The sequence below is a fragment of the Bacillus sp. LSHTCR4 genome, from assembly GCF_057197025.1.
Genome location: NZ_JBXUNO010000001.1, coordinates 943,861 through 957,800, shown reverse-complemented (window position 1 = coordinate 957,800; position 13,940 = coordinate 943,861). Strand labels below are relative to the sequence as shown.

General features: G+C 33.7%; 15 protein-coding genes. 4 read left to right on the top strand and 11 right to left on the bottom strand.

Annotation, left to right across the window (positions count from 1 at the left end; genetic code table 11):
• Positions 1-225: 225 nt before the first annotated feature.
• Positions 226-864: a pyridoxamine 5'-phosphate oxidase family protein gene (locus AC2CGR_RS04895; protein ID WP_270185282.1), complete on the bottom strand. Its 639-nt coding sequence runs from the start codon at positions 862-864 to the stop codon at positions 226-228.
• A gap of 82 nt (positions 865-946) precedes the next feature.
• On the opposite strand from AC2CGR_RS04895, the gene AC2CGR_RS04890 reads away from it, so the two are divergent.
• Positions 947-1,555, top strand: coding sequence for an NUDIX hydrolase (locus tag AC2CGR_RS04890; RefSeq protein WP_270185283.1), 609 nt, complete (start codon positions 947-949; stop codon positions 1,553-1,555).
• A gap of 48 nt (positions 1,556-1,603) precedes the next feature.
• Here AC2CGR_RS04890 and AC2CGR_RS04885 read toward each other — a convergent pair whose 3' ends face one another.
• From AC2CGR_RS04885 to AC2CGR_RS04865, 5 genes are all read right to left on the bottom strand, one after another.
• Positions 1,604-1,942 (bottom strand): SdpI family protein, encoded by a 339-nt coding sequence (locus AC2CGR_RS04885; RefSeq protein WP_484480908.1) that lies wholly within the window; start codon positions 1,940-1,942, stop codon positions 1,604-1,606.
• 72 nt (positions 1,943-2,014) lie between these two features.
• A complete protein-coding gene (locus AC2CGR_RS04880; protein ID WP_484480588.1) occupies positions 2,015-2,842 on the bottom strand; it encodes a peptidoglycan-N-acetylglucosamine deacetylase in 828 nt (275 codons plus the stop codon).
• 117 nt (positions 2,843-2,959) lie between these two features.
• Complete coding sequence (locus tag AC2CGR_RS04875) at positions 2,960-3,832, bottom strand: aminoglycoside 6-adenylyltransferase (RefSeq protein ID WP_087968192.1); 873 nt, start codon at positions 3,830-3,832, stop codon at positions 2,960-2,962.
• A gap of 133 nt (positions 3,833-3,965) precedes the next feature.
• On the bottom strand, positions 3,966-4,637 hold the full coding sequence (locus AC2CGR_RS04870) for an O-methyltransferase (RefSeq protein WP_484480587.1): 672 nt from the start codon (positions 4,635-4,637) through the stop codon (positions 3,966-3,968).
• A gap of 148 nt (positions 4,638-4,785) precedes the next feature.
• Entirely contained in the window at positions 4,786-5,505 is a 720-nt protein-coding gene (locus AC2CGR_RS04865; protein WP_000818985.1) for a 3-ketoacyl-ACP reductase, read from the bottom strand.
• 195 nt (positions 5,506-5,700) lie between these two features.
• On the opposite strand from AC2CGR_RS04865, the gene AC2CGR_RS04860 reads away from it, so the two are divergent.
• Complete coding sequence (locus AC2CGR_RS04860; RefSeq protein WP_131101939.1) at positions 5,701-6,288, top strand: DUF3139 domain-containing protein; 588 nt, start codon at positions 5,701-5,703, stop codon at positions 6,286-6,288.
• A 23-nt stretch (positions 6,289-6,311) separates the two neighbouring features.
• Here AC2CGR_RS04860 and hitS read toward each other — a convergent pair whose 3' ends face one another.
• From hitS to AC2CGR_RS04845, 3 genes are all read right to left on the bottom strand, one after another.
• Complete coding sequence (hitS, locus tag AC2CGR_RS04855; protein WP_131101937.1) at positions 6,312-7,385, bottom strand: envelope stress sensor histidine kinase HitS; 1,074 nt, start codon at positions 7,383-7,385, stop codon at positions 6,312-6,314.
• Entirely contained in the window at positions 7,382-8,059 is a 678-nt protein-coding gene (hitR, locus tag AC2CGR_RS04850; protein ID WP_131101936.1) for an envelope stress response regulator transcription factor HitR, read from the bottom strand. The genes hitS and hitR overlap by 4 nt, the downstream gene beginning before the upstream one ends.
• A gap of 88 nt (positions 8,060-8,147) precedes the next feature.
• A complete protein-coding gene (locus tag AC2CGR_RS04845; RefSeq protein ID WP_484480586.1) occupies positions 8,148-9,908 on the bottom strand; it encodes an ABC transporter ATP-binding protein in 1,761 nt (586 codons plus the stop codon).
• Positions 9,909-10,147: 239 nt separating this feature from the next.
• Here AC2CGR_RS04845 and AC2CGR_RS04840 point away from each other — a divergent pair, with 239 nt between their 5' ends.
• Positions 10,148-10,912 (top strand): alpha/beta fold hydrolase, encoded by a 765-nt coding sequence (locus AC2CGR_RS04840; RefSeq protein ID WP_087968197.1) that lies wholly within the window; start codon positions 10,148-10,150, stop codon positions 10,910-10,912.
• Between the two features lie 97 nt (positions 10,913-11,009).
• Here the strand turns inward: AC2CGR_RS04840 and entFM are convergent, their stop codons facing one another.
• Positions 11,010-12,284 carry an enterotoxin EntFM gene (entFM, locus tag AC2CGR_RS04835; RefSeq protein WP_484480585.1) on the bottom strand — a complete coding sequence of 425 codons (1,275 nt, stop codon included), beginning with the start codon at positions 12,282-12,284 and terminating at the stop codon, positions 11,010-11,012.
• 653 nt (positions 12,285-12,937) lie between these two features.
• Here entFM and AC2CGR_RS04830 point away from each other — a divergent pair.
• Positions 12,938-13,108 (top strand): DNA mismatch repair protein MutT, encoded by a 171-nt coding sequence (locus AC2CGR_RS04830; RefSeq protein ID WP_484480584.1) that lies wholly within the window; start codon positions 12,938-12,940, stop codon positions 13,106-13,108.
• Between the two features lie 45 nt (positions 13,109-13,153).
• Here the strand turns inward: AC2CGR_RS04830 and AC2CGR_RS04825 are convergent, their stop codons facing one another.
• A complete protein-coding gene (locus tag AC2CGR_RS04825; RefSeq protein WP_484480583.1) occupies positions 13,154-13,756 on the bottom strand; it encodes a nitroreductase family protein in 603 nt (200 codons plus the stop codon).
• Between the last annotated feature and the right edge of the window lie 184 nt (positions 13,757-13,940).

The following is a 13,940-nucleotide window of genomic DNA, read 5'->3' as shown; positions in this document are numbered from 1 at the left end:
ATTTGTTAACTTATTATAGTTATCAACTTTTTAAAAAGCAAGCCTATTTTTACTAACAATTTTCAAAATCATTTTTTATTATATTTTACAATAATATTATGCCACTACCGCTCGATTTACCTATTTTGTTGTTTATTCCTCTTGTAAATCAACGATTCGTATATAAATATCCCATTCTAATACATTTACATATTCACCTTATAAAACTATATAAATAAAACTTTTTTAATACAATCTTTTCGTATAACTTTCTTCTAAAGAACGTGCAACATCCTCTTCAGAAGTATTTACTTTCGCGTGCTCCAGCAACATTTTCGCTGCTGAAGGTAACTCTTTTTTATTCAACCAAGATTCTGGATCCCACATTTTCGAACGAATAAAAGCTTTTGCACAATGCATGTAACATTCTTCTATTTCAACAACAATTCCAAGTAGCGGAGTGCGTCCATTTGCCTGCATTTCTTGCAAAATTTCTTCGTCTTTTGTTATATACGCTCGGCCATTTATTCGGAGTGTCTCCCCAAGACCTGGAATAAAAAAGAGTAACCCTACACGTGGATTGGAAATAATATTCAAAATGGAGTCTATACGGCGGTTGCCTGGTCTTTCTGGAATAATAATTTTATTATGATTTAATACGTAAACAAATCCAGGTGCATCTCCTCTCGGCGAAGCATCGCATTCTCCTAATTTATTTGCAGTAGATAATACTAGAAAAGGAGATTTAGACAGAAAATCTACGCAATGATAGTCTAATGATGAAATAACCTTTTTCAAAGCTCTCTCACTTGGTTGCCCTAATATTTTCCGTAATTCTTCCTCTGTTGAAATAATCGATTTTATTTCCGCGCTCTCTATTCCCATTAATAACGACCCCTTTTTTCTTTATTTTCCCAAAATTCAATACAAATATTGTATAATAACATTTGCAGAAAGGGGAATTAAAATGACAGAGTGGTTAACAATATTTGATACTGAAAAAAATATACTTGGGAAGAAATTACGTGATGAAGTGCATCGTGACGGTGATTGGCACGAAACATTTCATTGTTGGTTTGTAGAAAAAGATGATGAAGATATGTTTTTATATTTCCAATTACGCTCTAAAAATAAAAAAGAAGCTCCGAACATTTGGGATATTACTTCAGCCGGACATATTATGCATGATGAAGATGTACAAAGTGGTGGTCTTCGTGAAATTGAAGAGGAATTAGGACTTTCTTTCCAAACGACTGATTTAGCATACAAGGGCATCTTTAAAATAGATTATGAAATTTCAAATCTTACGGATCGCGAGTTTTGTCATATGTATTTCCACAATGTCATCAATCCACTTCCATTCGCACCAGGTGAAGAAGTAGACGATGTGATGAAAATACATGCAACTTCTTTTCTACAGTTATTAAAAAGAGAAATTTCATCATTTACAGCTACTTCTGTTTTGAGCAATAAACCGATAATGATAACTTTTGATGATATTTATCCATATGATCTTGCGTACTATGAATTTGTTGTTGAACAAGGAAAAGACTTACTAGAAAAGAATAGTTTATAAATAAAATAGGACTCCTAGCATTCTATTGCGTGGAGTCCTATTTTTTCATTATTGTTCAAGTATTTTCAATCTACTCTCTATTCGTATAAATAAACGAATGATTAATAACAACATAATCACCATAATCGCTATCATTGTATGTGGATATCTAAACAGTATACTAACAACACTTCCAATTAACATCATGATGAATCCGTTTTGCTTCATCACTTCTGCACTATACCTATTACCTGTATCCCATAACTCTTTATTTTTCATAGATCGTTTCGTACGATAACCATATGCCGCATTAATATCGGTCGGTGGATTTTTTTGAAGGACAATTGCCGCAAGTATAAATATAATACCTATTAAAATACTCATTCCTATGTTTATTAGTGCATACATCAATTATATCCCCTCCTAACCTACAGCTTCATTATACGAAACAATCCTGTTTTTTCTAATTCCACAATACATTCACTTTCGCTCTTTCGATGTTTGGAACATACTTGGCAGCGTTACAAAGCGTGCCCCTTTCGTTTTTAACTGCGGAATGATTTTGTCTAATGCATCTACAGATCCTTGTAAATGCCCACCTGGTGTTGAATGCTGAAGGATGACACTTCCAGGAAATGAATTCCCTAACACATTATTTGTAATTGTATCAGCGCTTACGCCTTTCCAATCAACTGTATCAACACTCCACTGTACAATCATAAAATTTTGCTCTGTTGCCCACTTCAATTGATCTTCAAGTATTTCACCGTACGGTGGACGTATAAACTTCGGTGCATAACCAGCTAAACGATTTAATATTTCTTCTGTTTTCATAATTTGATTACGGTACTCAGCATCATTTACTTTCGCTAAATTCGGATGGCTATACGTATGATTGCCAATTACATGCCCTTCATTCGCAATACGCTTTACTACATTCGGAAACTTTTCTGCGTTTTCACCAAGTAAGAAAAAAGTAGCTTTTACATTATGTTGTTTTAACTTATCTAATATTTTTGGCGTAAATTCTAAATCCGGCCCATCATCAAATGTAAGAGCGACTTCCGCTTTATTGTACGGTCCTGAAAATGCGTACGCATATTTTTCAACCCAAGAAAATGGTGTCCACGATCCACGCTCATCTGCTTTCATTTGTGCTTCATAATTTTTAGGGATATATGCGTATGGCAATGAGTTTATATAGTCTCCATAATAAAATGAGTTATATGGCATATAAGCATACGAAACATCTCGTTCTAGTCCCCATTGATATGGAGCAAACATTTCTGGTGAATAAAAATAATACATGATAAAAACCTCCCTAAAATTTCATATGTGATTCATCTGCACTTTGTTAGAGAAATTGTTATTCATAAACAAAAATAAGACTGTCCTTAATTAGGACAGTCTTACTGCTTTACATTATTAATAAATCGATGTACTATCTTTTGGCAAAGCTTTCACATGTTTTAAATAGTTCGTCACTTTATCATCATCATCTTGCGGATATCGATACCCATATGTGTTAGCAATTTCATTCGCCACTTCCCTAAATAAATCACCCATGACAAAGAATGACTCCCATATGTTTTCATATTCTGCATTAGAACATGTCCTTTTAAATTGCTCCCACATATCTTTTTCAATATATTGCTCGAAATGCTTTCCAAACTTTCCTGCATTAACTGTAAAGTCTGTTTTCATACCAATATGCCATTCTAGCATTACGATGAACATATCTCGCACTGGACCATCAAGCATTCCTTTTGCATAAGAAAGTTCCTCACGCCATAACCCTTTTGCCACATTCGTACTACACCACCAAAACTCATTACAGCAACCTAAAAACTCTTTTTCTGTAGGCTTTTTTATTAAGTAATCTTTATCGCTTGCTGGCGGGAATTCTTCTATACAATTATCTTTATCGAGAAGTAATTTACTTAAACTATCTTGTCCAACGAAATTATTTATTAATTCAACTGGCACTAGTGTTAAATCAATCCGATTCCCATCCATGAACTGCATTAAATACGGAAACTTTCCGTCTCCATCTGGTGGAACTAATGACATTTCTTCCGGCATTTGTACAATCATTATTTCTCCAAATCTATGAATCCAATTATGATTAGACGTAAAGGATTGTATATCTTTTACAACATAAATAATATCATAGTCTTGAAAACAATCTCTTTTCACATGTGGATTTACACGCGATCCATTCATAATGACAGCTCGAATTCTTTCATCCTCTTTTGCTGTATTAATAATTAAGTCTAACATTTCTTTTTCAGTTCTCATCTATTCCTAACCTCCAATTTTTAATATAAACTTATATTTTTAAGTATGTTGGAGGTCCACGAGCTAACTGCGTTGTATACGATACACGTTATAATTTTTCAAACATCTTTTTCATTCTATTTATCTCCTTTCGTTATTCTTTTACGACTGCCATTACAAATCCATCGTACCCTTTACTTCCGACTGTTTGAAGCGCTGTAGCACTTACACGCGGCTCAGCAGCTATTAGCTCATAGAAACGACGTATTCCTTGTATGCGAGAGTCGCTGCTAGTACTATCAATAACTTCTCCTTCACGTACTACGTTATCTCCAATAATTACAGTACCTGGGCGTGATAGTTTCAGTGCCCATTCAAAATAAGCAGGGTTATTTTGTTTATCCGCATCTATGAAAATAAAATCAAAAGGTTCATACTTCTCATTTTCTATTTGTTGTAAAGAATCTAACGCTAATCCTGTTCGTACTTCAATTTTATCATTCAAATTAGCAAGTTCAATATTATTACGTGCAATTTCTGCATGTTTTTCATTTGCTTCCAATGTAACAACTCGGCCTTCAGATGGCAAGCCCCTTGCAAGCCATATCGCACTATATCCACCTAGAGTACCAATTTCTAAAATGTTACGAGCTCCTTGAATTTGTACTAATAGTTGTAAAAACCTCCCTTGCGTTGGCGATACATCATGTGCCGGTAAATTAGCTGTAGCATTAGTTTGAAGAACTTCTTCTAATGTAGAATCTTTCGGTATTAATACATCACTCATATATTGATCAACAGCCGTCCATTTCTCAATTGTACTCATATAAATACCAGCCCTTTCAATTTTCCAGTGCTTTCTACCATTCACTTTTAATTATACCGAAAATTCCGTCTCTAATACAAAAAATAAAGAAGGGACATCCACTCCATTACAGAATAGATATCCCTTCTTTTAAATATAAATTTAATTCCTATGGATTAGTAGACCAAAGCCCAGCAGATTTAATAAATGTACGTTTATTTAATTTCAGCTGCGCTACGATAAACTCTGCAATATCTTCCGCTTGCATAACTTTATCAGGATTTCCGTCAGTTAATCCTAAATCTACAGCCATATCTGTTGCTACTGTACTTGGTGTTAAAGCCGTTACACGAATATTATGTTTACGAACTTCCATCGCTAACGATTCTGTTAAGCCAAGAACACCAAATTTAGAAGCACTATATGCACTTGTTACAGGTGCACCTTTTTGTCCCGCTGTAGATGAAATGTTAATGATATCACCAGATTGTTGTTCAATCATGCTTGGTAAAGCTGCACGAGTTGCATAATATACACCCATTAAGTTTACTTGAATGATTTTTTCCCAATCAGCAACGTCTAATTCTAAAAACTTACCGAACTTAGAAATACCAGCGTTATTAATTAAAATATCGATAGAGCCTAAACCGTTTTTTAACGTCTCAATTGCAGTAGTCACTTCTTCATATGAAGAAACATCAGCAGTCGCAATAACAGCTTTTACGCCTTCTGCTTCTACTTCTTTCGCTACAGCTTTTAAGTTTTCTTCTGAACGAGCTAATAGGCCTACATTTACGCCTTCTTTCGCTAATGCGATTGCGACAGCGCGACCAATCCCTCTACCTGCTCCTGTAATTAAAGCATTTTTACCTTGTAATAATTCTGCCAAGTGTAACACTCCTTAATCATCTCTGTTATGTATTATATTAAAATTGTATCTATGTTTATGTAAAAAGGCAATGATGCACTTTCATGTGCGTAGGTTACTTGTAGGTAACTATAGAAGGTTTTATTTATAAGTCTCATGTTTTTTCCATTATTCATGTAAAATAAAAATAAATCCACCATAGGAGAGGATATGTGTATGAAAAGAAAAAAATGGTTCTTGTCACTAACTGCAATCGGACTATGTATCATATTTTTGGCTATGTACTTTATATTTGGTAATCCTCTAAACTATAAAGTTATAGAAAAAGATACCAGTGATTACCTTCATACTATAAAAGGTTATAAACAAGAAGATATACAAAGTATCACCGGAAAATATACTCCCCTTTATAATATCGGCTATTATGCAACAGTAGTATATAAAGACGAACCTTATTTTACATACTCTTATACATACGATAATAATAAAGAAATAATACAAGACAACAGCATTTTAGGAAGACATACTGAATCATTTGAGCATCTTAATTTAAACTGGTCACTGTTCGACCAATTAATAAAAAGTATTCATACAAACTTACAAGAAAGGGGTTTAAGTGAAAAAAGGGATTATTCTATACGACACGTTCAATTCATTGATATAGATAATGATAAAAACGGTGCAGAAGCATACGTTGATTTTAAGAAAGATAAAGAATCTGATTACTCTTATCGTATGAACAGTGAAGGAAAAGCTTATCAATATAGCTGCAGCAATGGTAACTGTATGTATAAAGAAAAATAGTGTTAGAAGATATCCTCCTAACACTATTTCTCTTTATACTTAGGAATACACACAGTAAATTCAGTACCATTCCCTTCCTCACTCTCGACTTTTATTTCTCCTCTATGAAGGTCGAGTACTTTTTTTACGATAGCCAAACCTAAGCCACTTCCTCCATACGCACGATTTCGTGAAGAATCCGCTTTATAAAAACGTTCAAAAATATGTTGCTTCTGTTCTTCGGATATACCAATTCCCGAATCGCGAATACACACTTCCACTACTTTCTCATATTCGTTTAACTGGATTGTAATTGTGCCACCACTTGGAGTAAATTTAATACTATTATAAATTAAATTAATCCACACTTGACTCATACTTTCTTGATCGGCAGTTATATGCACTTTTTCTAAATCCAGGTCTAATTCAATTTCTTTTTCATCCCAAAGCGGTTCACTATTTAACACAATTTGCTTTAATTGTTGATCTAATCGATAGTTCACTTTTTCTGGTGTATATTCTTCCGACTCTAAAAGAGTTAACTTCAGTAAATTTCGACTTAGTTTAGATAATCTCGTTGTTTCCGTTTCAATAATGGTAAGGTAATGCTTTCTTTTTTCCTCGGAAAGATTATGGTCTTGTAGTGCTCTAGCAAATCCTTTTATAGAAGTTAATGGTGACTGTATTTCATGAGAAACATTCGATACAAATTCCTGGCGCATTTTCTCCATCGCATTCAGTTCATCTGTCATATCATTTATGCTTTTTACGAGCACACCAATTTCTCCATCATACTTCTCTTCATTTCGTATTTTTACGGAGAAGTCTCCTTTTGCAATTTTTTGTATCGGTTCAATAATAGTCCAAATCATTGCCTCTCGCTTCGGTCTCATTAATACTCCAATCAATACCCAAATAAGAACAATAAATACAAAGCCGACCATATCACTAATTAAAAAAGTAATAAAAGGCGATACTTGTATTTCAAGAGCATTCATTACACTTGATGATACATAAAAGGCTATAGACCAAATTATAGTGAGAAAAGAAAAGAGAGCTATTATCGCTCCAATTACTTTCAGTATCTTCACCTTATTCATTCGCTCTCTTCTTCTCATTTACTTACCTCTAAGCGATACCCTAAGCCTCTTATCGTTTTAATACTAAATTTCGACTTCTCTTCTCGGAACTTCTCACGCAAACGATTCATATGAACATCTAGTGTACGTTCATTTCCTTCAAAATCATATCCCCATACATCTTCAATTAATTGTTCTCTTGAACATGTCCTTCCCGCTTTAGAACCTAAAGTAAATAGCAATTCGAATTCTTTTAGCGGTAACGTAACTGTTTGTTCTCCGGTTGTAACTTCAAATGTTTTACGATTTAACAGTACATTTCCAACTTGAATCGATTGCGATACTGTAATTTGGTAACGTTTCAATAACGCCTTAACTCTCACTACTAGTTCTATCGGATCAAATGGTTTTACAAGATAATCATCCGTACCAAGATGAAACCCTTTTACTTTTTGAGATGTTTCTCCTTTAGCAGTTAGCATCAAAATAGGGATATCATAGTATTTTCTTAATTCAAAACATACATCAAACCCATCCATATTCGGCATCATAATATCAAGAATAACCATTTCAACTTTCACTTCATCTATTTTTTGAAGTGCATCTAGACCATCAATTGCCTCATATGTTCGAAAACCTTCTCGCTCTAAAAATACAGAAACAAGTTCTCTAATATGTGGATCGTCATCTACTATTAAAATTTTTGGTAGCAAAGAAAACCTCTCCTTTCTACGTAGCATCTTTTATATAACTTTTAAAAATGAATCATCAGCGGAGTATAAGCCCCACTGATGATTCATTTTATAATACGCCCTCTTTAATTTTCAATTGTTGCGTTGCAAATTCACGATACATGTCATGTGTGCGTAACAATTCATCATGTGTACCGCTTCCTGTAAGATTCCCTTTTTCTATAAAGATAATTTTATCTGCATCTACAACTGTAGAAAGTCTATGTGCAATAACTAACGTTGTTCTGCCTTTCATTAAGTTATTTAATGCCTTTTGAACGACAGACTCTGATTTACTATCTAAACTTGAAGTTGCCTCATCTAACATAAGAATTTTTGGATTTCGAAGTAATGCTCGGGCAATGGCAATTCGCTGTCTTTGTCCTCCGGAAAGCTTCACACCACGTTCTCCAACTTCTGTTGCATATCCGCTCGGTAAATCATGAATAAATGCATCAACATATGCCATCGCCGCTACTTTTTCAATTTCTTCATCTGTCACTTCGCCCTCAACACCGTAACAAATATTATCACGAATCGTTCCATCGATTAACGGACTATCTTGTGAAACGTAACCGATTTGACGTCGCCATGACTGTAATGAATAGTTCGTAATTGAGTCTTTTCCTAATTTAATGGCACCGTTAGTTGGCTCATAAAAACGTTCTAATAATGAGAATAACGTTGTTTTCCCACTACCACTTGGCCCTACAATCGCTGTCACTTTTCCTGATTCAATTGTGAAATCAATATTTTTCAAGACTTGCTCTTCTTCGTTGTACTCAAAATGTACATTTTCAAGAACGATTGGTTGTTTAGCATTTGTAACTTTCACACCAGTTTCATGGTCTTCTACTTCATATTCTAATATCATATTAATTCTTTCCGTTGCACCAATTGCCTTTTGGAATTGTGTAAAGAACATAGATAATTGACTCATCGGCATAATAATTTGAACTAAATATAAAATAAACGCTACAAGTTCACCCGTTGTTAATGCACCACTAGAAACTCGCATTCCACCATAGCCTACGATGATAACAAGTAATGCCATTAAAACAAACGACATAACTGGTGAAATTAACGCTTGCACTTTTCCCTCTTTCAAACCAAATTGTAATAACTTTTGTATACCTGTATTCCCTGTTTCATATTCTCTTTTTTCTGTATTTGAAGATTTCACTAAACGAATTTCTGATAATACTTGCGTTAGCACACTTGTAAAAGAAGCTGTTTCATCTTGAAGTGCTTTTGAAATCTTATACATTTTTCGTCCAAGTGGAACTAAAATTAGTACTGATAATGGGATAACCGTTAAAAGTAAAAGTGTCATTTTCCAATCTAAAACGAATAGTACAATTAATGATCCGACGATTGAAATACCACCTGTTAATAAGTTTGATAAATGCTCAGAAATTAATGTTTTCACAACTCCTGTATCATTTGTCATTCGGCTAATTGTATCGCCTGTTCTATTTTGATCATAATAAGATACTGGCAATATAAGCACCTTTTTCCACAAACGTTCTCTCAGTCCAGCTACAATCTTCTGTCCTATATAATTTAATAAATATATAGATAATCCTGCAGCTACCGTTTGCATTATAAAGAATGCAACTAGCCCAACAATTTGTCCTGTACTAATTGACGAAAATGAAAAATTATCTACTAATCCTTTTGTTAACATCGGAATAAATAAACTTGCTCCCGTAGAAAGCAAACTCATTAATAACGCAAAAACAAGAATCCCTTTCGGAGGATTTGTATCTTGAATAAGGCGTAAAAACTGCCTCCAGCTCCCTTTTTTCTTTGTCTCATTTCTAACTTCCATACATGTCATCTCCTCGTGTTAAACCAAACTGTTCTTTCTAAAAATAGAATACAATACAAATGTAAACTGAATGTAAACACACTTTTTCTGTTTTTACAAAATATACATACAAACGCATCTTTACAACAGATATAAACATCTGATATTATTACCTAGTACTAATTATTATTCTATGTGAATTATAGATAACTAATTTACAATACTATATAAATCTCCAGTTATTGAAAGGAGTATCCTTTTTGCAAACAAATATACATTCCGAAAAGGAAACAATCATTTTTATTCATGGATTAGTCGGCAATCGTCGTGCTTTCAAAAAAGAGCATAAACGATTTTCCGCCTCTTACAACATTATTACTTATGACCTATTAGGTCACGGCGATGATAAAGGAGAAGCTATCGAATTTTCATTACAGCGTCTCGTGGATCAATTATTGAACTTATACGAAAAAGAAGGCATTCAAAAAGCTCATATTTGCGCTTTAAGCTACGGTTGTTATATCTCTACCATTTTTGCACAAATGCATCCAGAAAAAGTATTAAGCATTTGTCATATTGGTGGACATTATAATAATCCTTCCCTTTTATATAACGTATTTCAAAAGTTTTGGGAGAAGCGAGGAGACGATTACTCTAAATGGCTCTCTCAATACGCAAATACCATTTTTCCAAGTGGCATACTAAAGGTAAATCCGTTCGCAGTCATTTCAAGAAATATTTATTACCGTTTCGGATTGCAATTGCATTCATCAATTATTGCCCAATCATTACGCCACCGGTTAGAATTCGATCTAAAATCTAAATTAAAATCACTTCCCCACCCTATTTTATGGGTAATGGGCGAACATGATCATCTCTATAAATCTTGTCTTTTTGATTTAAAGTCCATTCTTCCTAACGTTTTATATAAAGAAATACCTTTAGCAGGACATGCAGCAAACTTATTCCGTCCCAACTACTTTCATGACCTATACGATCAATTTTTAAACGGGAAGTTACAGTGAAAACTATTACATCCCAATTTATGAAACTATAAAAAGGCTTCCCAAGTTTCCCTGGAAAGCCTTTTCTCTATACAAATAGTATATAATCTACTTTTTCTTAGTATGCTTTTGTGTAACCTAATAGGTGCTTGCTCCAGTAAGAGTTGCTTACAGAACTAATACGTACACCAGTTGCATCAGTTTCTGCACTAATGAACTGACCGTTTCCTAAGTAAACACCCATGTGAGAAGGACCTGATTTATAAGTATTTTGGAAGTATACTAAATCACCTGGTTGTGGATTGCTAGTTTTTGTTTTAGAGCTCCAGTATCCAGCAACTGTTTGACGAGCGCCTTTATGACCAGTTTGATTTAATACGTAGTGAATGAATCCACTGCAGTCAAAACCAGCAGGTGTTGTACCAGCAGTTCTGTATGGTGAACCATTTAAAGATCTAGCGAATCCAGCGATTGAAGATGTATCTCCACCAGTTGTTGGTTTTTGTACGTCTTTACCTGGTTGTTGAACGTTATTGTTATTTGTAACGTTGTTTACTCCGCCTTTTACAAACTTAACAAAGTCTGCACTTACGTAACCTGTGCGGCCGTTATGGTTAATTTTGTACCAACCATTTTCAGCGCCAGTAACGTTTAATACTGTACCGTTTGTTACACCACCGATTACAGCGTTGTATGTAGCTGGGCCTGTACGTACTTTTAAAGCACCAGTGTTAACAACATAAGAACCACCAGTTTGAACTGTAGTAGTATTGTTGTTTGTAGTTGGTTGTTGTATTTGGTTAGATACAGCAGAACCACCTTTTGTTACGAAGTCTTTGCTTACGTATCCAGTTCCACCATTGAAGTTGATTTTAAACCAATCTTGTACTTCACCAACAACTTGTACTGTTTTACCTTTATTTACAGAGCCTAATACTGTATGAGATGTACTTGGGCCTGTACGTACGTTAAGTGAAGAAACGTTTACTGTGTAAGTACCAGTTCCTTGTTGAACAGTAGTTCCTGTTTTACCGCCAGTTGTTACGAAGTCACCACTTACATAACCAGTTTGACCGTTTACAGTTACTTTGAACCAACCGTTTTCTTGTCCAATTACTTGTAGTACTTGACCTTGTTTTACTTTAGAAATAACGCTATGTCCTGTACCAGCACCTGAACGAACATTTAATACATCAGCAGTTACTGTGTATTTTAAGTCAGATTTTGTTTCTACAGTTTTTGTTTCAGTTACAGTCGTTTGAGTTTGAGTTTGAGTTTGTCCATTAATTTCTTTTAGCGCTTCGTTTGAAACTTGTGCTTGAGCAGAATCCATACCTGGAACTGCAACACCTACTACAGAAGCTGCTGCTAAACCTGCAATTACTTTTTTCATAAGTTGTCTTTACTTCCTTTCCCTACTATCCTCTTAAAAAAACTTTTAAACTTAATACTTTACAATATTATCAAAGTAAAATATTCATTAAGTTCCATTTTTTAGCAAGAGTTTTATTTTTCACACAGAGTTCATTTTAAATGAATGAAGTGAAATCCGTGTGAACTTCATGTGAACTTTACCATTAAACTTACTGTTTTTGCAATGCTTTTTTCATATTTCTTATGTATTTTATTGAAAATTCGACATACCATTCATTATCTTAGTAAATATTTTTCTATCCACCTTGAAAAATTCTATTCATCTAACACAATGCAAAGAATGTATTGCTTAGTATAGTTCCTCCCATGAAGCATACTCTTATCATGACAAAAAATACTTTTTTTATCAATAGTATAATATTTTCAGAAAACTATTTTTGATACTATTTATCGTTTTTAAAAGATTTGACGATTTGTAAGATTTAACTTCAAAATTCGTGTTCTAATTTGACGAAAAAACGCATTCCACTACCTATTTTTCACTATCTATGGAATTTCCAGGATATTTATATTATCATATATATACTGACATTTTAATCTATTCAAGTTCTATTTATCCTACACGGAAGTCTTATTGCCCGCAAATAGCGAGATTAAAAAGGGGGGATATTTATGAAAAATATAATAGACAATCCTATAAATAAAAATATAGAACTGTACTATGCTTTTTTTCAATTCGTTTCATGTATCACCTTACAAAAAATATCAACTATTGAAACACGTAAAAAAGAATTAAAAAATTATATGAAGAATTCCTATCAAGAAAATCCTTATTACTTATAAAAGGTGAACAGGTTGTATTCCTGTTCACCTTTTATCGTGCCTACCTTATTTATAAATTTTTACACGGTTTTCTAATGGTTGGTATTCTTTTTCACCTGCAGGTACCACCGGTTTACCAAACGGCATTTGCGCAGTTAGTTTCCATTTCTCTGGAATTCCCCATTCTTTTCTCACTTCTTCATCAATTAATGGATTGTAATGCTGCAATGTAGCACCAAATCCTTCGATTTCTAAAGCTGTCCAAATTGCAAATTGTAACATTCCTGAGGATTGTTGAGACCAAATTGGAAAATTATCTTTATATAACGCAAAGTTTTCTTGTAGTTGTTCCACTACTTGATTATCTTCGAAGTATAAAACCGTTCCATAACCACTTTTAAATGCATTCATTTTTTCTTCAGTAGATGCAAAGTTATTTTCAGGTACAATTTTTCGTAACGTTTCTTTCGTAATATCCCATAACTTATCATGTTGTTCTCCTAACAAGACAACAACGCGAGCGCTTTGAGAGTTAAAAGCTGAAGGTGTATGTTTTACAGCATGATAAATCACTTCTTGAATTTTCTCATCAGAAACTACTTGCTCTTTACTAATCGCATAAATAGATCTTCGGTCTTCAATTGCTGAGTAAAAATCTTTTGCCATCATAATTCCCTCCAATTTTCATTTGAGGCTTTTTCATATGTATACATCATAATCCGCCTCCCAAAACTTATCATTAATAAGTTTCTAACTTTATACTATCAATAAATAATATTAAACTCAAATAATAATACTCACATATTTTACCTTTTTATTCCCTACTATTAAAAATAAAAAGGCGATGTATTGT